The sequence below is a fragment of the Flammeovirgaceae bacterium SG7u.111 genome (assembly GCA_034044135.1).
GTDB lineage: Bacteria > Bacteroidota > Bacteroidia > Cytophagales > Flammeovirgaceae.
Genome location: CP139021.1, coordinates 2910934 through 2937362 on the forward strand (window position 1 = coordinate 2910934; position 26429 = coordinate 2937362).

At 38.7% G+C, this 26429-nt stretch carries 25 protein-coding genes and 1 tRNA gene; 17 read left to right on the forward strand and 9 right to left on the reverse strand.

Annotated elements, in window-relative coordinates; genetic code table 11:
* Positions 1–801 precede the first annotated feature (801 nt).
* The 4 genes from R9C00_11220 to R9C00_11235 all read left to right on the forward strand — a co-directional run bounded on the left by R9C00_11220 (position 802) and on the right by R9C00_11235 (position 3721).
* Positions 802–1059 (forward strand): hypothetical protein, encoded by a 258-nt coding sequence (locus tag R9C00_11220; protein ID WPO38022.1) that lies wholly within the window; start codon positions 802–804, stop codon positions 1057–1059.
* A gap of 24 nt (positions 1060–1083) precedes the next feature.
* Positions 1084–1545, forward strand: a complete 462-nt coding sequence (locus R9C00_11225) for a hypothetical protein (GenBank protein ID WPO38023.1) — start codon at positions 1084–1086, stop codon at positions 1543–1545.
* A 179-nt stretch (positions 1546–1724) separates the two neighbouring features.
* Positions 1725–2762 carry a hypothetical protein gene (locus R9C00_11230; GenBank protein ID WPO38024.1) on the forward strand — a complete coding sequence of 346 codons (1038 nt, stop codon included), beginning with the start codon at positions 1725–1727 and terminating at the stop codon, positions 2760–2762.
* Between the two features lie 242 nt (positions 2763–3004).
* Complete coding sequence (locus tag R9C00_11235) at positions 3005–3721, forward strand: DUF4240 domain-containing protein (protein ID WPO38025.1); 717 nt, start codon at positions 3005–3007, stop codon at positions 3719–3721.
* Between the two features lie 86 nt (positions 3722–3807).
* On the opposite strand, the gene ltrA is transcribed toward R9C00_11235, so the two are convergent.
* A complete protein-coding gene (gene ltrA / locus R9C00_11240; GenBank protein ID WPO38026.1) occupies positions 3808–5079 on the reverse strand; it encodes a group II intron reverse transcriptase/maturase in 1272 nt (423 codons plus the stop codon).
* A 650-nt stretch (positions 5080–5729) separates the two neighbouring features.
* On the opposite strand from ltrA, the gene R9C00_11245 reads away from it, so the two are divergent.
* From R9C00_11245 to R9C00_11260, 4 genes are all read left to right on the forward strand, one after another.
* Entirely contained in the window at positions 5730–6758 is a 1029-nt protein-coding gene (locus R9C00_11245; GenBank protein WPO38027.1) for a serine hydrolase domain-containing protein, read from the forward strand.
* Positions 6759–6914: 156 nt separating this feature from the next.
* Positions 6915–7310, forward strand: coding sequence for a RidA family protein (locus R9C00_11250; protein ID WPO38028.1), 396 nt, complete (start codon positions 6915–6917; stop codon positions 7308–7310).
* Between the two features lie 264 nt (positions 7311–7574).
* Positions 7575–8375: an endonuclease/exonuclease/phosphatase family protein gene (locus R9C00_11255; protein ID WPO38029.1), complete on the forward strand. Its 801-nt coding sequence runs from the start codon at positions 7575–7577 to the stop codon at positions 8373–8375.
* 484 nt (positions 8376–8859) lie between these two features.
* On the forward strand, positions 8860–10068 hold the full coding sequence (locus R9C00_11260; GenBank protein ID WPO38030.1) for an MFS transporter: 1209 nt from the start codon (positions 8860–8862) through the stop codon (positions 10066–10068).
* Positions 10069–10134: 66 nt separating this feature from the next.
* On the opposite strand, the gene R9C00_11265 is transcribed toward R9C00_11260, so the two are convergent.
* On the reverse strand, positions 10135–10863 hold the full coding sequence (locus R9C00_11265) for a ThuA domain-containing protein (protein ID WPO38031.1): 729 nt from the start codon (positions 10861–10863) through the stop codon (positions 10135–10137).
* An 803-nt stretch (positions 10864–11666) separates the two neighbouring features.
* On the opposite strand from R9C00_11265, the gene R9C00_11270 reads away from it, so the two are divergent.
* From R9C00_11270 to R9C00_11285, 4 genes are all read left to right on the forward strand, one after another.
* The gene (locus R9C00_11270) at positions 11667–12371 is read left to right on the forward strand and encodes an ABC transporter ATP-binding protein (GenBank protein WPO38032.1); all 705 of its coding nucleotides are present in this window, start codon (positions 11667–11669) and stop codon (positions 12369–12371) included.
* A 29-nt stretch (positions 12372–12400) separates the two neighbouring features.
* Entirely contained in the window at positions 12401–14809 is a 2409-nt protein-coding gene (locus tag R9C00_11275) for an FtsX-like permease family protein (GenBank protein ID WPO38033.1), read from the forward strand.
* A gap of 189 nt (positions 14810–14998) precedes the next feature.
* Positions 14999–15538, forward strand: coding sequence for an RNA 2',3'-cyclic phosphodiesterase (gene thpR, locus R9C00_11280; protein ID WPO38034.1), 540 nt, complete (start codon positions 14999–15001; stop codon positions 15536–15538).
* A gap of 77 nt (positions 15539–15615) precedes the next feature.
* The gene (locus tag R9C00_11285; GenBank protein ID WPO38035.1) at positions 15616–16479 is read left to right on the forward strand and encodes a TraB/GumN family protein; all 864 of its coding nucleotides are present in this window, start codon (positions 15616–15618) and stop codon (positions 16477–16479) included.
* Between the two features lie 15 nt (positions 16480–16494).
* Here R9C00_11285 and R9C00_11290 read toward each other — a convergent pair whose 3' ends face one another.
* From R9C00_11290 to R9C00_11310, 5 genes are all read right to left on the reverse strand, one after another.
* Complete coding sequence (locus tag R9C00_11290) at positions 16495–17409, reverse strand: bestrophin family ion channel (GenBank protein ID WPO38036.1); 915 nt, start codon at positions 17407–17409, stop codon at positions 16495–16497.
* A 71-nt stretch (positions 17410–17480) separates the two neighbouring features.
* On the reverse strand, positions 17481–18209 hold the full coding sequence (locus R9C00_11295; GenBank protein WPO38037.1) for an AraC family transcriptional regulator: 729 nt from the start codon (positions 18207–18209) through the stop codon (positions 17481–17483).
* Positions 18210–18691: 482 nt separating this feature from the next.
* Positions 18692–18967, reverse strand: a complete 276-nt coding sequence (locus R9C00_11300) for a hypothetical protein (protein ID WPO38038.1) — start codon at positions 18965–18967, stop codon at positions 18692–18694.
* 244 nt (positions 18968–19211) lie between these two features.
* Positions 19212–19283: transfer RNA gene (locus R9C00_11305), tRNA-Arg, on the reverse strand.
* A gap of 74 nt (positions 19284–19357) precedes the next feature.
* Positions 19358–19825 (reverse strand): hypothetical protein, encoded by a 468-nt coding sequence (locus tag R9C00_11310; protein WPO38039.1) that lies wholly within the window; start codon positions 19823–19825, stop codon positions 19358–19360.
* A 104-nt stretch (positions 19826–19929) separates the two neighbouring features.
* Between R9C00_11310 and R9C00_11315 the strand changes: the two genes are divergently transcribed.
* On the forward strand, positions 19930–21378 hold the full coding sequence (locus R9C00_11315) for a glycoside hydrolase family 140 protein (GenBank protein WPO38040.1): 1449 nt from the start codon (positions 19930–19932) through the stop codon (positions 21376–21378).
* Between the two features lie 46 nt (positions 21379–21424).
* Positions 21425–22708: a mechanosensitive ion channel gene (locus R9C00_11320; protein WPO38041.1), complete on the forward strand. Its 1284-nt coding sequence runs from the start codon at positions 21425–21427 to the stop codon at positions 22706–22708.
* Positions 22709–22713: 5 nt separating this feature from the next.
* On the opposite strand, the gene R9C00_11325 is transcribed toward R9C00_11320, so the two are convergent.
* Positions 22714–23100, reverse strand: a complete 387-nt coding sequence (locus R9C00_11325; GenBank protein WPO38042.1) for a hypothetical protein — start codon at positions 23098–23100, stop codon at positions 22714–22716.
* A 355-nt stretch (positions 23101–23455) separates the two neighbouring features.
* On the opposite strand from R9C00_11325, the gene R9C00_11330 reads away from it, so the two are divergent.
* The 3 genes from R9C00_11330 to R9C00_11340 all read left to right on the forward strand — a co-directional run bounded on the left by R9C00_11330 (position 23456) and on the right by R9C00_11340 (position 25059).
* The gene (locus R9C00_11330) at positions 23456–23860 is read left to right on the forward strand and encodes an STAS/SEC14 domain-containing protein (GenBank protein ID WPO38043.1); all 405 of its coding nucleotides are present in this window, start codon (positions 23456–23458) and stop codon (positions 23858–23860) included.
* A gap of 90 nt (positions 23861–23950) precedes the next feature.
* The gene (locus R9C00_11335; GenBank protein ID WPO38044.1) at positions 23951–24472 is read left to right on the forward strand and encodes a hypothetical protein; all 522 of its coding nucleotides are present in this window, start codon (positions 23951–23953) and stop codon (positions 24470–24472) included.
* Positions 24473–24516: 44 nt separating this feature from the next.
* Positions 24517–25059 (forward strand): peptidase, encoded by a 543-nt coding sequence (locus R9C00_11340; GenBank protein ID WPO38045.1) that lies wholly within the window; start codon positions 24517–24519, stop codon positions 25057–25059.
* 52 nt (positions 25060–25111) lie between these two features.
* Here the strand turns inward: R9C00_11340 and R9C00_11345 are convergent, their stop codons facing one another.
* A complete protein-coding gene (locus R9C00_11345; GenBank protein WPO38046.1) occupies positions 25112–26284 on the reverse strand; it encodes a DUF6786 family protein in 1173 nt (390 codons plus the stop codon).
* Between the last annotated feature and the right edge of the window lie 145 nt (positions 26285–26429).

The window sequence follows — 26429 nt, forward strand, 5'->3', positions numbered from 1 at the left end:
CCCCAATAATTGCCCCGTTTTATCTTCACACGTCGTGGGCGGGAAAAGCCCTGTGGCAGATAGAGGCATTTACTTCAAGCTAATACTCGACGGGGACCGCCCTTGTCAGCCTTGGAAGCCGAATTCCACGATTGGTTCAAACGCTTCAAAGGAATCTTACAAGCTTACCCCCGAGCCTAGCTAGCACACAAGCGAAAGCCGTAAAGGCAAAGGCTTAATTAATGTTTATGACTGATGTAATCCCGACATTGCTGCTAGCGATGTCGGGGTTTTTAGTAACTACTCTGCCACTCGTTCCCATCAAATTGGAGGGAGATTTCTGCTTTCGCAGGAATGACACGGGTCACGGGTTAGGGAGGGGTTTGTGATGAGAAAGAAAAGAGTCATGCACGTAGCTGCGAAATCTCCACCTACACTTTCTGCGTAACTTTGTCTTCCTTGCAGCATTCTCTGGAAAACGATAGAGTCATCTAGTCAATTGAAAGTTTGTAAAACTCTAAAATGGTTTAAGTAAACAGGTTGTTGAAAACATTGTTATTATTTTGGGAATAGTGGGAGTTATCGGTTATATTTCGGTATTAGTTTGAATGGGATTTATGTTTGGGGCTATCAGATGATACATTCGTATATCCAATTTATGCATCTGGCTTAAAAAGTTGATATACAAAGATATAACACTTTTCTTTTAAAAAAAACAGTTTGGATATACGAACATTGGACAAAGGGCAGATATGCGACATTCGTATATCCAGACGTTGTGCGTCATTTGCGCAGTGCACTAAAAGATAGATAGAGCAATTTATGAAGAGTCAATTTTATTATTGGGAAAAGGATTTAAGAAAACTAATAAATAGTTGGGATTTGATACCTGGTGCACCATCTAATGAGTTTGACGCTTTGAATCATAAAATTCTAAGTCATTTGACAAAGGGGTCGGATAAAGAAAAGTTATTTAGGAATTTAAAAAGTGAATTGATAACTTATTACGGTTTAGACCCAATTGACAATGATGTTCATCAGTTTACAGAGGAAATTTTAAATTGGTGGAATAATCAATAAAGAGACATATTAAGCTTAAAGAAAATGGAGGATAAAAAGATAGAACTTGCAAAATATCATGATTTAGTTATTGCGACACTTGATTACTATCTTGATACTCCAGAATTAAATTTCCAACATAACGGATTTGACAGCAAGTCGCATTTTGAGAAGTTAAAGGAAACTGCAAATGACGATTTTAGGAAAAGTAGATTGACCAAAATGAAAAAATGGTTTCGTGACTTGACAGAAATGCAGGTAGAGACCAAAGACTTTAAATTCAATGAATACTTAAAAAGAAAAACTGGTCATGATATAAATATTTTCCAAGATTTTCTAAAACGGATTGATAAAATAGTAGAAAAGGGAAAAATTACAACTGACAATCAATTCCGAGAAATTAATTCATATGTTGACTCTCTTTGTCAGTTAGAACTAGTAGATAAAGAAAAGATTGATTCTTTGAATAAACTTCTACTTGATTATGAGAAGAAAGCAAAGAAATAAATTTATGGATTGACAATAAAAATAAACGAACGCACAACAATGTATAAAAATAATAGCCGAGGCAGTAGCAAATTTAAGGGTTGTAGCCCGCTTCAACTTTCTTGTAACTTGACAAGAAAGTGCCACGCAGTCGGCTACTATTCTTATACTAACCGTTGTGGGTAATTAATTATGACACCATGAAGCAATTAATATTTGTTCTTATTTTGATAACTTTCTATTCTTGTGCAAATGGAGATTATAAAATAACTCTTTCAAATAGATTACAAGAAATTAAAGCATTTTCCGAATATGATAATACTCCTGTAGTCTATCCTGACAGTTTTCGAATAAAAATTTACTCATACAATAACAAAGATTTTAACCCTTACCATCCATATCAGTTTTTAAGGGATAGTGCAAAAATAGATGACTTAGTAAATTTAGTCCAAGATGAAAATCCTTTTGTTAGAACATATGCTTTTGGGGCACTTCAGCAGCGAGGGTATGTCGACCTATTTTCTATTCTAATTGATAAGTTGTCCGATACCACAAAGATTTCAACTTTTACAGATGATTATGGCTATGCATCGACACCGCCAGATATGATGCTAACATACATAGCCCAAGACCTAAACTCAATTCAAAAAGATAGTGTGTCTGACCTAATTATTCGCAAGTATAAACACTTAAAGACTCTGGATGATATACTTCTATTCCATAAACCAAAACCGGAACATTATAGTTTTATTAGAGAGATTGCTCAAGATGGACTAAAAGGAAAGTTCGCATTAGTTGCACTTGCAAGGTATCAGCGATTAGAGGATATACCCATAATAGATGCTGGATGGAATTACACTGATTATTTTAGTGGTTACAAAGTTTTTTTTATGGCTATTGAAGAGTTTAATCATCCAGAGTTTATTCATGGGCTATTAAAATATAAGGCTTCAATTAATAAAGGGTGGGATAATCAAGGGCATGACTACTATTTCAACGCATTGGCTAAATACAAAGATGAAGAATGTACAAAGGTTATCCAGGAGTTCATTGATGTTAAAGAATACAAAAGTGAAGCATATAAGTTAAATAATCTCAGAATGATACGAAGAGCTTTAAAAAAATACTACTCAGAAGAATACGATAAGATGCTAAAAGACATTGAAACAAAATTTACAATTCAGGAAGAGCTCGATTACGATGATAATCACTTATACCTTAATCCATGGAACTACTAAAACTACCCACAACAATGCATTATAGGTAATGCGGGCGAGTGAGTGTTTTCAGGCGTTCCGAGCACTTTTTGAGCCCCGCCAAATCTACGATTTGACGAGATATTTGTATTTTTGACATTTAGGTGTAAAATCGTACATTTGGCTACTTAGCATATTGAAAGTTTTGTGGGGTTAATCCCGCACTACCCATATGCGGGTCGTTAGCCACAATTAGGCAGGACAGCTATGATAATCAATAAGCTATGATAAAAATCAATAAAATAACACTAATTGGATTAATGGGACTATTATCAATTATATTCGGATGTAAAACTGTATCAAATGATAAAAAGAAAAGTGATACTGTTGTCGAAGATTTTAAGAAATACAGAGACAAGGAGAAAGAGGATGGATTTTTTATAGATTTTAATGAAAGTAAGTTTTGGGAGATTATTGATTATTCAAAACAAAAATTCCCAGATAATAAGGATTTACAGGTTGACCTCTTGATTGATATAATTGCTGATAGAGAGGATGAAGAAATATTTCGATTTAATTTATACAAAGATTGGGTTTATTATCAAGCTTATACTTCTGATTTGTGGGCTATTGCATACACAGCGACTTGTGGTTGTAGCGATGACAGTTTTAGCGACTATCGTTCTTGGTTGATTACTGAAGGAAAGGACAAATATTATAAAATACTTAAAGCAAGTCCAGATGACCTAGTAGATTCATTTGAGACAACAAAGGATATAAATGGAAGGTGTGAAAAGTTCCATTCTTTTAGCTACTATGTTTATGAGAAGAAATATCCTGAGAGTATTGACCCAGGCTGGGATTTTGATGATAAATATTCAAAGTTTGATAAATCAGAGTTAAATTTTGACTTTCCAAAATTAGAGTTTAATTGGGAAGGGATTGAGGACATAAAAAAACTATTCCCTAGATTCTACAAGAAATATAATAACATTTGCTAATCGAGTAGGCGGTCGTGAGCCATAAGCCCACGGTGCACCTCTCACACCACCGTACGTACGGTTCTCGTATACGGCGGTTCACTAAATCAGACCTTCACTTTTTGGTAGTAGTCAGTCATACTCATGTACCCTCTCTTCTTTAGGCGGACCTCGGTGATGGTCGTACGTAAAATAGGGCTTTGGGCAACTGCCCAGCCTCCCATCCGTGTTCGACTCCAAGCATAGGCCATACCTTGTTCCACTCCTAAACGAATGAGGTTTTTACGTTTACGCTCAAGCTTTTTCCAGTCGTGCCATATGCAATACCGAAGTCGGTTCCGCAGCCACTCGTCTAGCTTTTTGAGTTTGGTGTAAATGCTTCCGAGCCGGAAGTTGTTAATCCATCCTCTTGAAACTTCGTTGAGTCTACGGTTTCGTTCTTCAAGGCTGTAGGGCAATGTCTTCTTGGTGATAAACTTGAGTTTTCGTTTTAAGGATTTCCAACTCCCTTCCTTTACTACGAGTTGGTACTTGCCTTTTTCCCCCTTCTTATAGGTCGGTGTAAAACCATGGCCTAGCACTTCAAAACCTACTGGCCTGCGGATTCCGCTCTTTTCAAGATTGACCGGTAAGTCTAGCTTGTCTTTTAAGTAAAGAAAAACCTTGTTCCCAGTCTTCTTGGCTGCTGCTTTCGACTTAGTATAAATACTAAAGTCGTCGGCATAGCGTACGAATCTACAACCTTCATTTTTGAGGTATTTATCCAGTTGGTCGAGCATTATGTTCGACAGCAACGGACTCAAAGGTGAGTCTTGTGGCACTCCTTTGCGACGTTTGTGCAACTTTCCGTTGATCTGGATTGGGGCACGTAGCCATTTTCGGATGAGCCACAAGGTTGTGGGGCACTTTACCTTTTCGTAGATCAGTTGCAGGAGTTTGTAGTGTTGCACTTCATCGAAGAACCCTTTCAAGTCGATATCTACAATATCTTGATAGCCATCGTTGATGTGTCTCAAGCTTTGTCGTACAGCCTTTTGGGTGTTCTTCTGCGGCCTGAAACCATAGCTTTCGCCTTCAAACTCTAGTTCGAATTTGGCTGCTAATTGTTGGCTTACCGCTTGTTGAAGCCATCTATCCACCACAGTTGGAACTCCTAGCAATCTTGTTTTCCCGTTTGATTTAGGGATCTCTACTCCTTTGATAGCAGTCGGTACATACTTACGGTTGAGAATATCAAGTGCGATTACAGAGCGGTTTCCATCAACGAATGACTTTAGTCCGTCTGTATCCATAAAATCAATTCCTGCCGAACCTTTGTTGCTTATCACTTTGCGACAAGCTTTGGCCAGGTTTCTCGCTTGTAGTACTTTTTCTATCATCCTTGTTCTGTCTTGTTGTCTTAAGTGGGGCTATCATCTTGCGAAGATTCCTTCACGAATTTCAACGTGATTTAATGTTCAGCCCTTCCCTCTCCTGTGAGGCCTCTGCTTTTCTCTAGCAGCTCGTTTCCCGGTCGGTACTATGGCCTCTGCTGACTTCTCAACTCCGTTTCCGATGTCGAGACCTCCCTCGGTAAGATGAATATCCTTGTATCTATCCCTGCTGAATCTACTATTTCGGCACTGTCCCCAATCGAAAACAAGGGCTTTGGACTTCGGCAGCATGTGGTACCTCATCCGACCTAATAGCCTCTGTATCCAGTTCCTGTTCGTCAGTACAGATACCGCAGTCTGGCTTACTTCAGTCCTTGGGTCGCCCCAAGCAACCTTGCCACTTGCTTTGCTTCGGGTAACGACTCCCGCGCATACGGGTCGGGGACGCCCAGTCTTTCACCCTTTGGAACACTCAAGTTCATGAGCTATATTCACCATTCAAGGCGCACACACGGTATATAAAATCATAGCACCCTTCGGGATGCTACGCTTCATATACTAACCGTTAGCAAATATTAGAAAAAAACTGTAACACAAAAGAAATCAATTAGTCTAAATAATAAACATCAATCGAATAAATCAAAATGACTAAAATTATGACCAAAATCTTTCTGCTAAGCCTAATTATTTCTCTTTTTAGTTGCAAGAATAATGAGAATATCGATACTTATTTAAACGACCTTCATGAAAAAGGACAACTTAACGGAAATGTATTGGTAACGAAAGACGGAAAAACTCTCTACGAAAAGTCATTTGGTTATACAGATGGCTCAAAAAACACAAAATTGACTATGGAATATCGATTTAATATTGGTTCAATATACAAGGAATTTCCAGCAGTTTCAATAATGCAACTACAAGAGAAAAATCTAATAAATTTAGACGACAAAATTTCCAAATATATTCTTGAATTACCAAATTGGTCTGAAGAGATATCTGTTCAAAATTTATTACAATATTCAAGTGGATTGCCAACAATTGGTTGGGACGTTTATTTTAGCAAAGGAATTAATGTAAATGATAATGATATACTAGAAGAGCTGAAATCTATTAAAAACCTTGAATTTGAGCCAGGTTCAGATTATTTATATTCAAATAGTAATCCCATTTTGTTGATTAAAATAGTGGAGAACATAACCAAAACCACGTTTAATAGATATTTGCAAGAAAATATATTCAATGTTTATGGGATGGAAAATACAATCATCAAAGAACAATATCCATATAAGGATAGAACATTAATGGCAATTCCTTTCAATGCAGATTTTAAAGAAGATGATTACAAACTATCAACAAAAAGTCTTTTATTCAGTTCGACCGCCAGAAATATGACAAATTGGTTTGAAGGATTGGGAGATTTTAAGGTTATCAATAAAAAATCTGTAAAAAAACTATCCGAACAAGCTAAAAAAGGTGATAATATTCAATCGCCTCTTGGATATACCGTATGGGAAAATGATAAGATTATCGAGCATTCTCATCACGGTTCAACTGCGAGTTACGAATGTGTTGCACGAAGATTTAAACAAGACAGAATTACCATTGTGGTCTTAACAAACCAAAAGCACCAAAATGTTTTTGAAATATCAGATAAGATTTATGAAATTATAAAAAAAGATAAATAACATTTGCTATAAGTAATTGCTTGTTCTCGTCTACTTCTGAAAATCCTCGCAGATTTTCAGTTTGGTGTGTACTTGCAAAGTTAATCGCTAAACCATGCAACTACTCATAGCCGATACCGTAAGCTAAAAAAAAATGAAGACGAATTAAATGAATTTATGAATAACAAAAAATATATAACAAAAGGCGAAGGACTTCCTAACTGGTCGAATCCTATTAGTCACGCAGTCGTTGTGAACAATATGTGTTTTGTGAGTGGTCAATTATCTGTAAATATTAAAGGTGAATATATTTCTGGAACAATACTAGAAGAAGGAAATTTAGCATTCTCTAATTTTTTTTCCGCTATAAAAAATGCTGAATTTGAGAAAGAAGATATTGTATTTATTGACATTGCTTTTGATAATCTAAAAGACTTACCTGAAATCAATAAATTGTATATGGAATTATTTCCTGAAAATAACCGACCTGCAAGAACAATATATCAAGCAGAAGCTTTGCCTTTTGGTGGTAAAATCAAGATAACTGGAACTGCTGTAAAAGAATTAGTCTGATGGACAACAAAAGGAATTTAAAAGCTTACTTAAAACAATTTGTACAATTAATACGGATTTTGGTGCTCAATTCAAAGTTTAGGCCTTTTAACCAAGTCTGCCAAATCTTTTGATTTGGCTTTACAATAAAAAAGACAAAACAAAATAAAAAGTTTTGGCTAAGTTCTTAATCGGAAGTTAATCGCTTATTAATTCCCATACTAACCATAGCCGAACCATTGTGGTGCATTCAAGAAAACAGAAAATTAAAAGAGAATTTGGAATATGAAGATAATGTGTTTAAATGGATGGGGAGGAAAACTTTATGACAAATTACTTCCATATTTAACAAAAGAAAATCCAGACATTCTTTGCTTGCAAGAAGTTGTACATACACCTGAATCTGAAAAAGACTGGCTTATATACAAAGATGGAAATCACATTCTTTCGCAAAGAGCAAACTTTTTTCGAGATGTCCAAACGGCATTACCTGAACACATTGGATCTTTTTGTCCAGCTTCTCAAGGAGTACTTTGGGATGAAGACACTAAAATTCCATCACAATGGGGATTAGCAACATTTGTGAGGAATTCCTATCCAATAATCGGACAGTTACAAGGTTTTGTGCATAAATCTTATTCGCCTTATGATTATGGAGAACATCCTCGTTCTCGAAGTGCACACGCTGTTAAAGTATTTGATTATAAAACAAATAGACCAATTGTTGTTGCTCATATGCACGGATTAAGAGATTTGAACGGAAAAATGGACACACCTGAAAGAGCAATTCAAGCACAAAAATTGTTATCTCTTGCAAATGGATTGATTGAAAACAATGAAAATCTTATAGTCTGCGGAGATTTTAATGTAGAACCAAATAGTGAGACACTGAAAATTTTGTCAGAATCTGGACTTACTGAGTTAGTTACCACACGAACAACAAAAGGAACTCGAAATTCCCATTATAAAAAGGAAAGTAAATTCGCGGATTATATGTTAGTAAACGACCAAATCGACGTTTTGAATTTTAAGGTTGTTTTTGAACCAGAGGTTTCTGACCATTGCCCTTTAATTCTGACAATCTAAATGATTGGAAATGATAAAAACGCACCACAATAATGTGTATAAGTAATAGCGGTTTAAGTGATAAAACGAAAGTATAGACATAAAACAAAGATCAGTTCTAAACCGATAGGTTTGTGAGTAGAAATCCGCTACTACTCATATACGATACCGTTACCCAACCACCCATCACACTATACAAACCTTTATCCAATCATTTTCAACCAATTCTTCAAAAATTGAGGTAGCCTAAAAATATTTTACTAGCTTTAGGGCATCAAAAGATAAAAGAGATACCTATGTATACGAATGTCATTTCAATGTATTGGAAGCAATCAACCTCTCTAAGGGAAAGAGGTCGGGCTTGTTATATATTGTGGTGATATCATTTATAAGATATTACAATATGTAAAAGTCCGGCTCTAGAGTCGGACTTTTTTGTTTTTAGTCGACCGAAAAACAGTAGTTAAACCCAATTTAAAAAGAAGCATGATTAAAAAATGTACTAATGAAAACGCTATTCAAAAATTACATAAACACGTTTAAGGGGCTTTCTACGGAAGTATGGTGGTTAGCATTGATTACGCTTATCAATAGAGCAGGCACCATGGTGATTCCCTTTCTTTCCTTGTACCTCAAAGAGGGATTGGGTTTTACCATGAACGATGTGGGCTGGGTGATGAGTGCCTTTGGCTTGGGCTCTGTTGCAGGTTCTTGGCTTGGTGGAAAACTCACAGATAAAGTGGGGTACTACAAGGTGATGGTGGGAAGCCTGTTTGCCAGCGGTGTCTTGTTCGTTGCCTTGCAGTTTGCCAATTCCTTTGCCACGGTTTGTCTAGGTATTTTTGTGGTGATGCTCGCAGCCGACGCTTTCAGACCTGCCATTTTCGTAGCACTGAATGCGTATAGCAAGCCCGGAAACAGCATTCGTTCGCTGACACTGATCAGGCTTGCCATCAACTTAGGTTTTTCGGCTGGTCCGGCTATTGGCGGACTTATAGTCACGGGTTTGAGCTATGCTGGTTTGTTTTGGGTAGATGGTGTCACCTGTATCCTCGCCGCTTTTTTGATGGTTCAGGTATTGAATCCGAAGAAGGTAAAAGTGATGGAAACTGTGGTGAACAGCAATCCGGTTTCGCCCTATAAGGACAAGGCTTACTTGATCTTTTTGGTGGCGATGACGCTGTTTGGATTTGTATTTTTGCAGTATTTTTCCACCATCACTATTTACTATAAAGACATACATGCGCTGAGTGAATTCCAGATTGGGCTTATCCTTGGCTTGAACGGGTTTCTTATTTTTGTATTCGAAATGCCGCTGATAAAATGGTTGGAAACAACAAGCTTTAGCAAGCTAGGAGTTGTTTTTTTCGGGGCAGTACTTACCGGCCTGAGCTTGTTTGTATTGAACCTAACCGGTTGGTCTGGCGTGCTGGTAATAGGTATGCTATTGATGACCTTTGGAGAGATGGTGGCTTTCCCCTATTCCAACGCCTTTGCCACAGACAGGGCTAAGAAAGGAAACCAAGGCGAGTACATGGCGCTGTACACCATTTCGTTTTCCATCGCTCATGTTTTCAGCCATAATGTTGGTTTGCAAATGACCAGCAGGCTTGGTTTTGACAATACGTGGTATATTATTACAGGCATTGCTGCAGTTTGTGCGCTGCTATTATTTAGTTTGAAAAGGAATTTGCTTAGGTTCAAACATTCATAGACTTGAAAATGGCGCAGAAATAGATGAGGTTTCTGTGCCATTTCTAGCTTTTGGATAGTTGAAGTTTTAATTACCGCTAGCAGTCCATTCAATAGCTTGTTCCAATATTTTCTTGTAGTTGGGATTATTGAATACAGAGGTGTCTTTGCCTGGTTGGAGGTATACGATTTTCGATTTCCCAAACTCGTGGGTCCAGCCTAGGTAGTGCATGCTTTCGGGGTGCATGGTGAGCAAGAGCGGGGTTACATTGGGTAAGATCTCGCAACCGCCATACATTTCGCCTTCCATTTCGAAGGCTTCCATGCCGCTGGTGATAGGGTGGCTTGGGTTTACTATCTGAACCTTATATTTCATATTGGGCTTGGTAATGGACTTTACCTCTTTGCCAAATTGGAAAAATGGCTCTTTGTGGTATTTTCCGCCTATCAAAAACTTATAATCTCCCCAGTTTTGGTAAGATTGGAGCGACTGGTGCAAAAAGACCACACCCTTACCCTTTTTGAGCATTTTGATAAAGTCTTTTTTGTACTGGTTTTCTATTTTGGGTGAAAGGTCATAGAACACTATGGCATCGTAGTCTTTTATTTTTTTTGAGCCCCAGAGACTGTTGGCCTTAGGCTGGACGACCGTTTCGTATTTGATGCTCTGAAAACCGTCAAACATGGCAAAGAAAGGTTCTTTTTCAAATTCCTGCCCACCTGTTACCACCAATATACTTATGGAACTGTTGGTGGAATAGGGTGTATGGAAAGCAAATAACAAGAGAATGAAAGAGAATATGAGTAGCTTTTTCATGCTGAGAGGTAAATCAAAGTAAAACATTGTTAGTTTTTGGCTGTCTGACCAAATGAATTTATATGCATTATATCAAAAATTAGGGGGAACTCAAAAACACATCTACCTGAACTTTCCCAACAATTTTGGGTGAGAAATGTTAACCCTACAAATTAGGAATTTAGCGATATAAACAGAAAAAACACCGCTCTTCAAATTGCATTGAAGGATGGCTGGCAAGTAGTTAAGTTAGTACATTGTAAACTGATTTTTAGTGCTTTGCTGGCTATTCGTATCTAATTTACTATGATTGGGGAGGTTAATGCGTTCTAGTTGCCGGTTACTAGCTTAAAGGGAAAAATTTTCTTTTAAATATAGAAACAAGGTACGCCGTGTTATTTTAGCAAGTTAGTTGTAAGATCAAAACTACATTAGTTAAAACCAGAAACTAGCAACCGCAGCGGCGGACCGTCAGTAACCAGGAATTGTAAGCAATTCTTGAAAAAAGGGAGAATAAGTACAATTAAAAAAACTCGGTTATTTAGAATTCTGTACTCACGTTTCTAACAGAACAAAATGAATAGTTAATTTGGTAATAATGCTATACATTGTGTACGGATTTGTACTTTGGCTTGCATATTTGATCGAAAACGGACAATTTTGCCATACTTTATTTTTGAATAAAGACTTGATCCATAATTCTTTGTGAAGGATGGCATTTTTATTGAAAACCAAGCTCTTAGAGTGTGAGAGGTGTGTAGAATGAGATCTCGATTACTAGCTATGGCACGTAGGATTTAGCAAGGATATTTTAACAGATAGGAATGATCATCCAAACATTAAATGTAGATAAGGTATATTCAAATTTCGACATAGAGACGCTGGCATTAGAAAACATCAACCTCAATATCAACGAAGGCGAATTTATCAGTATAATGGGACCCTCGGGCTGTGGTAAGTCGTCCTTGCTCAATATCTTGGGCTTGTTGGATGTGCCGAGTAGTGGTCAGATTTTTTTTATGGGTGAGGAAGTTTCTAAAGCTTCGAGCACGAAGCGGGCATATTTGCGTAGGCACAACATTGGCTTCGTGTTCCAAAATTTTAATTTGATAGAAGAATTAACTATTTACGAAAATATAGAACTTCCTCTTATTTACCTCAAAGTTCCTCAGCAGGAAAGAAGAGAGAAGGTAATGGAGCTGATGGAAAAGCTTCAAATAGCTCATAAACGCAATTATTTCCCTACTCAAATCTCTGGCGGACAGCAGCAGCGCGTAGCGGTGGCTCGGGCTGTTGTAGCCCAACCAAAGCTGATCCTTGCCGATGAGCCCACGGGTAATTTGGATTCGGCCAGGGGGCAAGAAGTGATGGAAATGTTGGTGAAATTGAATGAAATGGGGACGACAGTGATTATGGTGACCCATTCGCAAAATGCTTCGGAATATAGCCAACGGGTCGTTCATTTGTTTGATGGAAAATTGGTTTCCGAAAACCTTAATAAAATTACCAATAAACAATTTTCAGAATAGCATTTTTTAGACAACTAACAGACCCTCCATTGCTTAAGAATTACCTGAAAATAGCGTTCCGAAATATTTATAAATACAAGGTATATTCCATTGTGAATATCTTGGGGTTATCTGTGGGCATTGCTTTTTTTACCTTGTTGTTACTAATTATCAGGCACGAAATAAGTTACGATGTTATTCACTCAAAGTCGAGCAGGATTTTTAGGGCTACCAAGTACATAGAAAAAGAAGGGGTGGGGGAGCGCTCTGCCACATTGCCTTTTCCATTTGGAACTACGCTTGCCCGTGAGTATCCTTTCTATGTGGAAGAAGTCGTTCGGGTTTTTAATTTCCAGATTCCCTACCACTCGGTGCAGCATGGGAAAAAGCAATTTAACGAGGACAAGTTTTACTTTGTAGATGAATCGTTTTTCGATGTATTTGACTACCCACTGGCCGAAGGTAGCCCAGATTCGGTACTGATTCAGCCCCTAAGCGTGATTTTGAGCGATGAGGCAGCCAAGCGCTACTTTGGAGAAGAAAACCCAGTTGGGAAAAGGATTCGCTACGAAGAACGCATATACCTAACCGTAACAGGCGTGTTTGCCCCTCGAGATTATGCTTCTCATTTTGAGTTTGATTTTATTTCCCCCCTTTCTAGCCTTTCTGAGCTAGTAGACGAAGACATTGTAGAAGACAACTGGAACTGGGATCCTTGTTGGACGTACATGGTCTTGGCCGAAGACAAATCGCCAGAGGACTTAGAATATATGATGAACGAGATGGTTGATAAGTTTTTCCCTCCCTCGTTCAAGGAATACGTCGATATTTACCTCCAGCCTCTAAAGGAAATCCATTTGTATTCGGACTTGGATAATGAGCTGAACGTAAATGGAGATGTGAGTTATGTCTATATTTTTGCCATCATTGCGTTGCTTATCTTGATCATTGCGACTATTAATTTCACGAACCTTTCTTCGGCTAAATCGGCACTGAGGGCGAGAGAAATTGGGATAAGGCAAGCCATTGGCGCAACTCGATTAGAAATTTTACAGCAGTTTTTTGTTGAATTTCTGTTCATCAGTATCATTGCTGTGGTGCTGGCTTTTGTGATAGTGGAAACTTCCCTTCCGCAGCTTGGTAGGTTAACGGGCACGCCCTTAGATTTTACCCGTATTAATAAGACCTTGATGATCTCAACGGTGCTGGGTTCTGGTTTTATAATTGGGGCACTTTCTAGCCTTGTGCCAGCTTACTATCTTTCTCGCTATCATCCTGCCGAAGTGCTCATGGGTTCTATTTTGCCAGGAATCAAGAGCAAGAGGTTTAGAGGGATTTTGGTCGTTATTCAGTTTGTGATTACTGTATTTTTATTAGTAACTACTTTGGTGAGTTTCAAGCAGTTTCTATTCTTACGGAGCGCTTCGTTGGGCTTCAATAAGGAAAATATCGTTATCCTTCCAGCTAATAATAATATAAAATTTCAGTACGACAGCTTAAAAGAAATGTTGTTGGAATCTCCGCATATCATCTCGGTGACGGCAATGGAAGAGGTGCTGGGAAGTGGGCACAGAACGAATGAATACCTTCCAGAAGAATGTGATTGCGAAGATGATTGGATGTTTTTCTCTTCACTCATAGTGCGGCAAGATTTTCTCGAAACCTTTGAAATAAAGCTGCTTGCAGGTAGGTCTTTTTCTGTAGATACGAGAAATGACGATTATTATGCGGTGATAGTGAATAGGAAGTTAGTGGAGTTTATGGGCTGGGAATCTCCCGAAGATGCCATAGGGAAAGTGCTGCATTCTCGATCTGGTAATGAACGGGTTATTGGAGTAGTTGAGGATTTTAACTTTGAATCTTTGCACAATGAAGTTGCTCCCCTAGTGTTGGATTTGGCCAGTAGCAAATTCAAGATTTTCTTTACCAAATACATTGCTGTAAAAGTAGAAGAAAGCAGCCAAAAGGAGGCTCTGGCACATATCAATTACGTATGGCGGCAGCATTTGCCCAAACGCTCGTTCGAGTATTTTTTCCTAGATAATAAGCTTGGGAAAATGTACACGAAAGAGCTGACTATGGGACGGATAACGGCATATTTTGCCATCGTGGCCATCATTATCGCTTGTTTGGGGCTGTTTGGCTTGTCTTCATTTGTGGTGAATATGCGGAGGAAGGAAATTGCCATCCGCAAAGCTATTGGCACTACCAACTGGGATATCATTATACTTCTTTCCAAAGAGTTCTTCTTGTTAGTTACCTTGGCATTGTTTATTTCTTGGCCTATTTCCTATTTTGTATTGCAGAGCTGGCTCGAAAGTTTCCCTTTCCACACCTCTCTCGATTTTGAAGTCTATCTTGTAACAGGGCTTATCGCTTTTCTCACCACCGCAACTACTATTAGCTTCCATACCATAAAAGCTGCTCGCAAAGAGCCTACAAAAGCCTTACAGTTGTAAAGCGGCTTGTGCGGTTAGTTAGGAAAATCCTCAAGACCAATAGTTTTTTTTGAAAATTATGGCATATTTAGGTCGCTAAGTAGCCTTTGTTAGAACATGTTTAAACTTCAGAGTTTCTTGCTAATAAGGTTATGCTTAGATTTGGCTGAAATCCAATTTAACTGAAACGAACATTTAAAGACTTAACACATGAAAAAGCTTTTTGTAGGTGTGGCAATTGAACATGACACTGAAAATATTTTGAGCACATTTAAGCTTAGGCACAGACAGCTCAACGATGTGAGATGGGTTCCTCAAGAAAACTTTCACATGACTTTGTGCTACATTGGGCATACTACCGAAGAGGAAGAAGTGAAAGAAAAGCTGGAGAAGATAGCGAGCCAGCACAAGATGTTTACCTTAGAATATGAAGGACTAGAAGTAGTAGAAAAAGAGGGTGTTACTGAGTTGGTTTGGGCAAGATATGGTATCCTTTCCAACTTTATTGAGCTGACCAACAGCTTGCACGAAGAGTTGCTTGGCGAGCCTCCCTCTCGTGAGATTGTTCCCCACATCACCTTGGGCAGAATCAATGCAGAGCTCAATCCTTCTGATTTTAACCTAACCTACATCGCCAACCTTCCACTTTTCCCTGTAGGCAGGTTGACCCTATGGGAGTCGGAGCAGATACATGGTGGAGTGAAATACACCCCACTTGCGGAGTTTGAACTTGATAATGATTTAAGATAAAAAGCGACTAGGATATGCAATGAGCTACTTGAGTTTGTTGCTATCCAAATAGCTACACGGAATTTTAACAATGTGACATGAAAAAATTATTGCTTCTTTTGATGTTTGTAAACCTGATACCTAATGCTTCTGTGGCGCAAACTTCTGTTTGGAAGGTAGAAAAGGAGGGGAAAGTGATGTATATAGGCGGAACAGTTCACATCCTAAGGGCAGAAGATTTCCCTTTGCCTACCGAGTTCGATGTAGCGTATGCTAAAGCAGAAACGCTGATTTTTGAGACAGATATGGATAAGTTGAATGATCCGAGGGTAGGGCAAGCGATGATGGCAAAGGCGATGTATACCGATAAGCGAACACTGAAATCGGTGTTGAGCGAAAAGGTGTATAATGATTTGGAAGTTGCTTGTACCAAGTTGCAATTGCCTTTTGCCAACTTGCAAAAACTCAAGCCTTCTATGGTGGTGCTCACCATGTCGGTTATGCAAATGAAGAGCCTTGGGCTTACGAGCGAAGGTGTGGACATGCATTATTTTAAGAAAGCCAAAGAAGAAGGAAAGTCTTTGGACTACCTCGAAACGGTAGACCAACAGTTGGATATGCTGCTCAGCATGGGAGAAGGCTACGAAGACGGTTATGTTAAATACTCGCTCAAAGAGCTAGACAAGATGGAGAAAGAACTCCTAAAAATGATAGATAGCTGGAAAACTGGGAAAGAAAAATCAATGATAGCTCAGATAAACGATATGGAGAAAATGTATCCTCAACTTTATAAAACACTGTTGCTGGACAGGAACAGTGCTTGGATTCCTAAGTTGGAATCGTACTTAGAAAGCGATGAGGTTGAATATGTATTGGTAGGTACGCTGCACTTGCATGGAAAGGTAGGCATCTTGTCTATGCTAGAAGGAAAAGGATATAATGTGACTCAGCTAGGACAATAAGCCCCACTCTCTGGGTTACATTATATATTCGTTATCTATACTAGCTACTGGTTGTGGTATTTCTTTTTCCCCAATTGTTTCCAATAAGTTAATTTCAATAGTACGAGTTATCTGGTCTAGAGCTATGCCAGAAGGGGTAGGGTCAAACGGGTTTAGCAATGCTCTGCCTATAGCCGAGATAGTAACAAAGACATATCCTATAGTCTGCCCAAACAAAATGCCCCAAGGTCCTATTGTATTTGAAGTCACTATAGTTACGCTTATTATAAATAGCCAAGTAAATAGAGAACTGTAATACTGATATGTAGTGGGGAATACTGTTCCTTTGATTCGCTCGGATTTGCCCATTCCATCACAGAAGGCAATGAGTATTTTATTGAGCTCCAAAAACTGAAATCCATCTATTAGCTTTTTGCTGTAGATCTCATCTAGTTTTTCAGATTGAAGCGTAAGAATTGCATTATGTTTATTTGATTCTTTTTCAATTCTTTCAATTTCTGTCTCTTTCAAAAATTTTCGGTAATAGTTGTCTTGAGAGCTTCTCAATTTTTCCTTGAGCGCATAAAGAAATGCTAAATGCCTAAGCACAGCACCTTTTCTTAGTTCATCTAATTCATTTTTGGATACCACATCGTTTTCGGTAGTGAACTGGATAATTTGTCTGGCCCAAGTCCTCGAATCGTTAACTAGGCCTCCCCATATTTTACGTGATTCCCACCAGCGATCGTAAGCCTGATTGTTATTGAAACCTATGAAAAATGCCAGGGCAGTACCCAAAATAGTGGGGATTATTCCTGGAAAAACAATATGGAGCTTTAGTACATATTCATTGAAAAAGTAGGATAAGACACAGGTGGCGAATATGAAGAGGAAGTTTTTCCAAGTTCCAGCAATTATGCGCGTAATTCGTACTTTTTTAGTGATGATCATTTAGTATACGTGTAGGTTCGGTCAAATCATTTCTGTACTAAAAGTAGCATTTACTTTTTAATGTTTTCCACTTACTTCCTCATTTCGCTCGGAGCAATTCCTCGCTTCTTTTTGAACAAACGGGAGAAGTAGTAAACGGATTGGAAGCCAGAGCGATCAGAAATTTCCTCAATGGTCATTTTGGTGGAGTTGAGCAACCTTTCGGCAAGTCTGAGTCGCTCATCTATCAGAAATTGCTGAGGAGCTACTCCCGTTTCCTCTTTGAACATTTTCCTAAAATAACTGTAACTCACCCCAAACTTGGACGAAAGCTCCTTGAAGTCAATCTCTGCCTTCACATTAAGCCGGATGAAATTGATGGTTTCTTCTGCAATGTATTCACTTTTATTCCCAGCAACCGCATGTTCAATGGGTTCTGTGAGGTAGGCAATGAGTTGGAAAACAATTCCCGTGAGGATTTTGGCAAAGGATGACTTTTTTTTGGCAAGGGCGAGGGTTTGGTTGAGAAGGTAAATGACTTCGTCGTGGTAACCTATGTTTTTTACAATAGATTTTTTTTGCGTAAACAGCTCGGGTAAAATGAATTCGTCTACCATTCTCCCTTCAAAGCCTATCCAGTATTCTTCCCAGCCTGTTTCAGGATCGGGGTGGTAGCGGTGCCATTCTCCCGGGAATAGCATGATTACATCTCCTGGCAATATTTTCTTTTTCGAGTCTTCACTTTCAAACACCCCTTTTCCAGTGACAACATAGATAAGCTGAATACTGGTAAGTGTTCTTCCTTTTTCCCAGGTGAACATATACCTATCAGGGTGCTTTGTGGGTGGATAGGATTGGTGGGGCAATGTTTTAAAATAGCCACAGGTATTGACCTTTAATCCTCGTTTATCAAGATCGGAGAAGTATTGAAAGAAATTGTTCAATGAATTTAAATTGGATTGTCAAAATATGCAAAATATAAGCCAAAATAGTCATTTTATCTGAATTGGTAGAGTGCTATCTTACATTAATGTTTTTACCCAGTTAATAGAAAAAAGGTACTCACCCAGTAAAGTACCTGACCTAGATTTACCAAACAAAAAAATATTTTCATCTTCATTGAAAAATGACTAATCAAAGTGTAGTTACAAGGCGAGCTAATTTAGCTCACCTTGTTTTTTTATATCCTCTTGTAAAATTTATCTAAGTATATAACTAAAGTTCAAGCACCCTTGGTTTTGTGGCAGACAGGTTGAAAAAAAAACACCTTGTCCATATTTCGGAAATGTATTCTGATGCGTCCTTACTTTATCTTTCTATCCTCTATTTTACATTCACCAAAATCCTCTAGTTTTTCTGAGCCAATGGAAATTATCCGATCCATTCGGAGGGCTTTTGGTTCTTCCTTCACCAACATAAACTCGCCTTCTGAAGTAGTTTTTGTATCTAAAATTAGTGTTTCAATAGTTTCTTCAGCACCTTTTTCGCTTCGGAAGCGAATGGCCACCTTTTGCCTCAAAGTGGCATAATGTTCAATTACATCGTAAAAACTGCAACTGATCGGTTTGTATGGTTTCATAACGCGTTGTATTTTGTAATACACGTACTGTTCAATAAAAACAGAAAACATCTTTCCACCATAAAAATTCACTTTTTCTCAAGAAAGTGAGATTTGACAATCGAACTAATTTACGCTTTGATTTTTGCTCCGAAAATAGGATAACCAACTGATTCATTGCCTGTTATTTAATAGTTTGAAAATAAAAAATCCCACTATCCAAAAATAAAAGGACAGTGGGATTAGCATTTTGGTTCAATGTACGTGGTCTCGCCAGGAGTCGAACCTGGATCTTGGGTTCCGGAGACCCACATAATATCCATTATACGACGGGACCAATTGCTATTAGCATGCAAAGTTATAAAAGTTCGGGAATATTCATTCTTAAATATAAGCCGAACTTGAAACGTGTCAACTTTCAGCCTTTTCTATGTCTTGGACAATAGCCAAGTGGTGGCGGGTATGGATTCTCAAGAACTTCTTGGTTTGCCTTAGGTTGAGCAAGCCGAATATATGGTGCTTGAAATTTGCATTGGGCTGGAGAGTTTCCACTTTCTCCACTAGTTCATAGGCTTTTGCCAACCTTGTTTCAAGTTCATTTTGAGTGATTACATCTTTGGGTGTCACTTGTTTTGGAGCTCTTGCTTTTCCTCTTGGAAACTTGTTTTGGATAAAAACCAGGGTTCTGATGAAAGAAAAATTTATTCTGTAGGCCGAAAGATCTGAGTCGGTCAGGGCGGTACACACACGTACGATCACTCGCAGGTCATGATCTAGATGCCAAGCAATACTTTTTTGGGAAACGGTTTCATTCCGCAACTCCATTTTTGTAATATATTTGGCAATTTCTTCAAGTTCAGTTTGTAAAAACGTAGCCATACTGAGTTGCTATTTATGGTTAAGTGGGCAAAATAACAAAGGCTATTTGTATTTCCAGTTTTGTGGCTATAATTTGTCCAACAAGAAAGAAATCAGGAAATAACATGAAACTGAAAAGCTATTTTTTTTCAATACTCGCTATCATAATTATGCAGGTCTCCAACGCACAACTATTGAAAGTAAATGAAAGCGGTAGGTATTTGGAAGATGAAAACGGTAAAGCCTTTCTTTGGATAGGCGATACGGCTTGGGAGCTGTTCCATAAGCTCAACAGGGAGGAGGCGGTTGAATACTTGGAAAACAGGGCGGCAAAAGGAGTTTCTGTTATTCAAGCCGTGGTATTGGCTGAGAACAACGGATTGCGAAGTCCAAATGCTTACGGCGATTTATCACTTCAGAAGTTAGATCCTACAAAGCCCAATGAGAAATACTTTGAACATGTTGATTTTATCATAAACAAAGCCGAAGAATTAGGACTTGTGGTTGGGCTGTTGCCTACTTGGGGCGATAAGGTGTATTCTGAAAATCTGGGGGAAGGACCTATCATTTTTAATAAAAAGAATGCTGAAGTTTTTGGACGGTTTTTAGGAGAAAGGTATAAGCAAAAGCCGATAGTTTGGATATTGGGAGGGGATAGGAACATTGCTAACATGGAAGTACTGGAAATTTGGAGAGCGATGGCAAAGGGCTTAAAAGAAGGGGACGATGGAAAGCATTTGATCAGTTTTCATCCTAGGGGGATGTCTCATTCCGCTTATTGGCTGCACAATGAACCTTGGCTCGATTTCAATATGTACCAAAGTGGGCATGTTCAGCATTTCCACCATGTGTATACATTTGCCGAACATTTGAGCTTGCTCCAGCCGAGAAAGCCTTTTGTAGAAGGTGAGCCTGCTTATGAAGACATCGCGCTGGTATTTTGGGAATTTATGGATTTTGGAAAGCAATCTGCGGATCGTGTACCCAAAGGGGTGTTGGATGATGATGGTTTGATCGTTGATAAATCTCATTTTTCCAAAGGCTTTTTCGACGATAGCGATGTTAGGGTGCATGCCTATTGGAATTTCCTTTCGGGAGCTTGCGGCTATACTTACGGCAATAATGCCATTTGGCAGATGTATAAAAAAGGAGGGGGAATAGCCATCCCTTGCTTGTACGATTGGCGGGAATCGATGGATAGACCGGGCGCTACGCAGTTGGTTTTCCTCAGGAAAATACTAGAAGCTCGCCCTTTTGATAAAATCGTTCCAGATCAGTCGCTGATTTATGGACTCAACCCTGAAGGAAGGAGCCACATAAGGGCGGCGGGTAGTTCCGATGGAAGTTTTAATTTGGTTTATTTAGGAATGGGTCAAAAAGCAATGGTAAATTTGCATAAATTGCCGAATTCAGTGATGGGCTGGTGGTACAACCCAAAAAATGGGAAAGTCAAAAAAATAGGGAAGTTTCCAAACAAAGGAATCAAGGAGTTTGTTCCTCCATCTTCAGGTGTTGGAAATGATTGGTTGTTGGTATTGGACGATGAAAAATCAGCTTTACCTAAGTTAGATTAATTTGTTGTAAACCAGTAGATTACAATATTGAGGTTTAATTGGATTTATGGACGAATATATAAGAAGCGTAACGAGTGAATTTATAGGTTTTTTGGTTAATGTGGGGATGGATAAAGCTTTAGCAAATTGGGTAGGGGAGTTTGCCATGCTTTCTATCCTCTTGTTCATTTCTTTTTTAGCTTATGGAATAGTTTGGCGGATTATGCGCTATGTATTGTTACCAGTTATAAAGCGCTCAAATACAAAATTTGATGACCTATTGCTCAAGCATAGGTTTTTTAGAAAGGTTTCATACCTCCTTCCTATTTATCTGCTGTACTATTTTACAGACGATACCATTACCATAAAGCTACTTATCAAAGGTATTACCGCATTTTTGGAGCTCTTATTTGTGGTAATTATAGTGATGGTTGTTAATAGTGTTATTTCCACTATAAGCGATTATTATAAGCGTTACGAAATTTCCAAGGATCATCCTATGGAGGCGATTTTCCAAGTAATGAAAATCATCGTATACGCTATAGGTTTTATGGTAGCAATAGGCGTGTTGTTCGACAGGGATATCGGTTCATTGTTCCTAAGCTTGGGTGCGCTTTCTGCAGTGCTGTTATTGATTTTTAAAGATACCATTCTTGGATTGGTAGGCGGCTTGCAGTTGATCTTCAACAAGATGGTAGCCATTGGAGATTGGATTACCGTTCCCAAGTACGGTGCGGATGGCGATGTAGAAGAAATCAATTTGATTTCGGTAAAAGTAAGAAATTGGGACAAAACTATCGTGACCGTTCCTACCTATGGGTTGATTTCCGACTCGTTCCAAAACTGGCGGGGCATGCAAGATTCGGGAGGGAGAAGGATTAAAAGAGCGATCTATATCGACATGGAAAGTATCCGATTTTGTGACGATGAAATGCTAGAGAAGTTTAGTAAGATAGTGGTGCTCAGGCCTTATTTGATGGGGAAGGAGAATGAGCTGAACGAGTACAACAAGAAATTTGAAGTTGATTTGTCATCGAAAGTGAATGGTAGAAGACAAACAAATGTGGGGGTGTTCCGAGCTTACTTAAAAGCTTATTTGAACAATAGGCAAGATATCCGGAAAGACATGACCTTTTTGGTGAGGCAATTGGAGCCTAAAGAAAAAGGTCTGCCCATCGAGATTTATGTCTTTACCAACACCACTGCTTGGGCTGAATACGAAGAAATACAAGCAGATATTTTTGATCATATCTTTTCGGTTATCCCAGAATTTGGCTTGCGGGTGTACCAATCGCCAAGCAATGCAGGTTTTGATAAACTTGGAGCTGCATTTGCTAAGGGTAACGCTTAAAAAAGCTACTGTACCAAATAATTTCCAGAAAGCGTATAGATTAATTCTCCTGTCGCATTTACATCGGTGCTGATAACTCCTTCTTTTTGGAGCATGGCTAATATTTTCTTGGCTTTGTTAACCGAGCATTTCAACTCTATCATCAAGTCGGCGATGGTTACTTGCCCGTCATTTTCCTTTATAAGCTGGAGTATTTTCACCTCATCTCTTATGTTTATCAATTTCCTTACATTATAATGCATGCCTCCGCCTAGGGCATAACAGCCCATAAAAAAAGGGATTATCCCTTCAGCTCCTTCACTTGCGGAAATAGCAAATAAAAGTGTGCCGAATGAGTAGCCTAGAAAGCTTAAGAATGACCTGAATCCAATTTTTGATATTTCTATTTTCATGATTGTATGTTTTGTCTTAAAATGATGTACAAATTCCCCAATCTCCGGTACATTTCAAAGAAGAAGGTGACCAAGACTGATTTTTTGATGTTGAGTGGTGTTTTAATATCAAGTTACTACTTAATATTAAACCATCAATTTTCAGTGCAGGAAAATTCACTAAGCTTTTAGTGTTTTTTTTCTCAGGTTAAAATAGTTGAGAGAGCATGAATCAAGTCCAGAATTTATTTGGTGAAATTGATTAACTATTATAAATTAATGCACTCAACTTAATTGATGTGACCAATTTAAACAATTACATAAGGTGAATAAACTAGCAAAAAGTGATAAATGATCATTTACTCCCATACTGTCTATGAACACCTTATATGAAAACAAGTTTGTGAAGATAGGGCTATGTCCTTCTTCAAAAACTATTGAATTTGTTTTTTTGCCAGCTACAGAAATGCTATCAGACCAGCTTTTTAGGGAAACAATGAATAGGTTTGCTGAGTTGGCTAACCAGCACAGGCCAAATAAAGAGTTGGTCGATTTGAGGCACATGGTCTATACCATTCGTCCCGAGATGCAGCAATGGCTCGACGAGTATATTTTTCCTCGTTATACCGACATTATCCGGAAAATAGCCTTTGTGGTGAGCCCCGATATTTTTGTGATGGCATCGATAGAACAAACAATGGAAGAAGATCGTGCTAGTGAGTTTGTGATCAAATATTTTCGTGAGCACGAGCAGGCAAAAGATTGGCTGATGGCAAGCTGATTATTAAGAAATAGTTAGATAAGTGGCAAAAGGAGATGCTTTTAAGCATGTGTGAGCTATGATATTTTTTAACCTTAATTTTTTTGTAAGATGAAAAACATCCTGTTTTTAGTCCCCCTTTTATTATTCTTTGTTTCATGTGAAAACTCCAAAAAAGGTGGAGAAGAAAATAGTAAACATGCCGAGCCAGAAGTTCTATCAATGTCGGTAGATGAGTTTTTTGCAAAGCCAGAAGGGCTGGCAGGGAAAGAGATAGCCCTGAAAGGAACGGTTGTCCATGTTTGTAAGCATGGTGGAAAACGCCTGCACATGATTAGCAGTGAAAATGGCAAGCAATTGAAAGTAGAAGCTGGTGAAAACCGCAAATTTGAACGCGAAATGGAGGGCGATGATGTGCTGGTTACTGGCAAGGTAGTAGAAGAGCGTATAGATTTGGCATATGTAGATAAGCACGAAGCCGAGGCGATTCAAGAACATGCTGGTGATGAAGAGCAATTGGAGAAAGTGAAAAAAAGTATGGACAAGATGAGAAAGCAGATTGCAGAAAGCAAAACGGGCTATATTTCAAAGCTGTCGCTTGAGTGCACAGGTGTGGTGGTCAAAGAACTGTAGTAACATTTAGAAGCCATAGCGGCTATTTTTTTATACTAGTAAACATGAACTGGCGAAAACTAAATCGAATTCTCCACAGAGATATCGGGTACTTTTTCTTTGGGGTAACTGTTATCTATGCCCTCTCTGGAATTGCCCTCAACCACCTCAATGGCTGGGATCCTAATTATATCATCACCCACAAAGAAGTAAAGGTAAGTCCTATGGATAACAAGTTGGATAAGGAGGAAGTACTTGATCTACTTGTGAAACTAGATGTAAAGGGAGCGTATAAAAAGCATTATTACCCTAACCCTCATGTACTCAAAATCTTTTTGAAAGGTGGGACTGTGTCTATAAATAAACGATCGGGAAGTGGGGTGGTTGAGCTTGTAAAAAGGCGACCTGTTTTCTATCAGGTTAATTTTCTCCATTATAACCCAAATGGATGGTGGACGGCTTTTTCCGATATCTATGCTGGTGCGCTTATCCTCATTTCTATCACAGGCTTGTTCATAGTACGAGGTAAAAAAGGTATTACAGGAAGAGGGGCGTGGCTAGCTATCTCAGGGCTGCTAGTCCCCATTTTATTTCTTATTTGGAACTAGAATTAGGGTCGATTTAGGTTTATACCTAAATCGACCCTGAATTTTTATAATGTTATTCCTGAATCTTGATTTCTTCTATGCCAACACCAAAAACAGCCTTGGCAATCGGATCTAGCTCTACAGGGCTACCTACTATATGAATGGTCTCTTGGGTGTGTTTGAGCTTTTCCCCCACAGCAAGCTCTTTTGCTGGAGACGAGCTTTCTATTTCATAAAAAGGACCTAAAATATTCCCCTCTCCATTTGCACCATCGTTATACGAATTAACGGCATCGCCCATATAAGGCTCGTCTTGTAGCTCCCACAGCGAATTTACATAATCAGTATCTTCTCCTAAGGAAAAATGGATAATGGTGAGGACGTTATTTGCAGCGTCGTAACTACCCAAGAAAGGAGTAGCTATTTCCGGTCGGATACCAATTTTCCCCCTCATTTCCCCATCGCCTTTAAAGAAGATTGCTTTATCGGTAACGCTCAACCTATCGGAAGGGACTTTTCCAAAATAGTCATCCTTTAAGAAGTTTTGAATTGAGTCCGTCGGCTTAATAGGGATTACCACAGTCGTTTCTTCTCCTGGGTTGAACATGCCCAGCAGCCAAATGGAGAGCAAGCCTGTTTCTTTTTTCCAAGCTTCTTTCCCTGTGTTTTCTATCTCGTTTTCAGTTCTATAACCTATGCTTTCCAAACCGTTCCCAAGCGAAATGCCTATCAGTTTTTCTACTTCCTCTTCAGTTAAAACAGAGACTGCCCTTTCTGCTTTTATGTTGAAGGTATAGCCTGAGTAATTTTCGAGTTTCATTTCCTTGGAGAAAAATGCTGTACTGTCGGTTGAGCTTACTAAGTCAAATGATTCGGTGTCTAAGGCGGCAGGGGTAACCCAGTCTTTCATTTCAAAACCTTTTTTGTTTTTAAAGAAAATGGCAAATTGTCCTCCTTCAGGCCCTAGCCAAAACCTTTCTTCTCCTCCAACGGGGTTGATTTGCGGAAGTGTTTTTCCCGAGGCTATCAGTTCGTAATTGATCCAGCCAAAGCTCATGCCTTCCATTCCTTGTGCCGAACTGGTCATCACCCGCCCTTGGTAATCTGGGACTACAGCAAGCATGGCATTTCCTCTTTTGAGTAACAGTGTTTTTTTGTGGGTGGATAAGAATTCTAAATCTCTCTCAAAATTGTTTGAGGCTGAAGCAGTCTTAGGTTCTTGTTCATTCTCTTTTTCATTTTTCATGTTTTTCTGGCAACTAGTGGTGATAACTAAAGTAAAAAGTATAGCAATTAATGGTTTCATAATGACTTGCATCTATGTATAATTTTTTTTAGAATGGTTGTTGTTTTTCTTGGATAGCGGGAACGTTTTTTGTAAAATTGAAAAT

Coding starts and splice junctions, on each gene's coding strand:
- R9C00_11255 (WPO38029.1), top strand. CDS start 7,575: ATGAAGATAATGTGTTTAAATGGATGGGGAGGAAAACTTTATGACAAA.
- R9C00_11230 (WPO38024.1), top strand. CDS start 1,725: ATGAAGCAATTAATATTTGTTCTTATTTTGATAACTTTCTATTCTTGT.
- R9C00_11270 (WPO38032.1), top strand. CDS start 11,667: ATGATCATCCAAACATTAAATGTAGATAAGGTATATTCAAATTTCGAC.
- R9C00_11290 (WPO38036.1), bottom strand. CDS start 17,409: ATGATCATCACTAAAAAAGTACGAATTACGCGCATAATTGCTGGAACT.
- R9C00_11325 (WPO38042.1), bottom strand. CDS start 23,100: ATGAAAATAGAAATATCAAAAATTGGATTCAGGTCATTCTTAAGCTTT.
- R9C00_11335 (WPO38044.1), top strand. CDS start 23,951: ATGAAAAACATCCTGTTTTTAGTCCCCCTTTTATTATTCTTTGTTTCA.
- R9C00_11310 (WPO38039.1), bottom strand. CDS start 19,825: ATGGCTACGTTTTTACAAACTGAACTTGAAGAAATTGCCAAATATATT.
- thpR (WPO38034.1), top strand. CDS start 14,999: ATGAAAAAGCTTTTTGTAGGTGTGGCAATTGAACATGACACTGAAAAT.
- ltrA (WPO38026.1), bottom strand. CDS start 5,079: ATGATAGAAAAAGTACTACAAGCGAGAAACCTGGCCAAAGCTTGTCGC.
- R9C00_11235 (WPO38025.1), top strand. CDS start 3,005: ATGATAAAAATCAATAAAATAACACTAATTGGATTAATGGGACTATTA.
- R9C00_11295 (WPO38037.1), bottom strand. CDS start 18,209: ATGTTCACCTGGGAAAAAGGAAGAACACTTACCAGTATTCAGCTTATC.
- R9C00_11220 (WPO38022.1), top strand. CDS start 802: ATGAAGAGTCAATTTTATTATTGGGAAAAGGATTTAAGAAAACTAATA.
- R9C00_11345 (WPO38046.1), bottom strand. CDS start 26,284: ATGAAAAATGAAAAAGAGAATGAACAAGAACCTAAGACTGCTTCAGCC.
- R9C00_11265 (WPO38031.1), bottom strand. CDS start 10,863: ATGAAAAAGCTACTCATATTCTCTTTCATTCTCTTGTTATTTGCTTTC.
- R9C00_11300 (WPO38038.1), bottom strand. CDS start 18,967: ATGAAACCATACAAACCGATCAGTTGCAGTTTTTACGATGTAATTGAA.
- R9C00_11320 (WPO38041.1), top strand. CDS start 21,425: ATGGACGAATATATAAGAAGCGTAACGAGTGAATTTATAGGTTTTTTG.
- R9C00_11225 (WPO38023.1), top strand. CDS start 1,084: ATGGAGGATAAAAAGATAGAACTTGCAAAATATCATGATTTAGTTATT.
- R9C00_11250 (WPO38028.1), top strand. CDS start 6,915: ATGAATAACAAAAAATATATAACAAAAGGCGAAGGACTTCCTAACTGG.
- R9C00_11285 (WPO38035.1), top strand. CDS start 15,616: ATGAAAAAATTATTGCTTCTTTTGATGTTTGTAAACCTGATACCTAAT.
- R9C00_11260 (WPO38030.1), top strand. CDS start 8,860: ATGAAAACGCTATTCAAAAATTACATAAACACGTTTAAGGGGCTTTCT.
- R9C00_11330 (WPO38043.1), top strand. CDS start 23,456: ATGAACACCTTATATGAAAACAAGTTTGTGAAGATAGGGCTATGTCCT.
- R9C00_11315 (WPO38040.1), top strand. CDS start 19,930: ATGAAACTGAAAAGCTATTTTTTTTCAATACTCGCTATCATAATTATG.
- R9C00_11340 (WPO38045.1), top strand. CDS start 24,517: ATGAACTGGCGAAAACTAAATCGAATTCTCCACAGAGATATCGGGTAC.
- R9C00_11245 (WPO38027.1), top strand. CDS start 5,730: ATGACCAAAATCTTTCTGCTAAGCCTAATTATTTCTCTTTTTAGTTGC.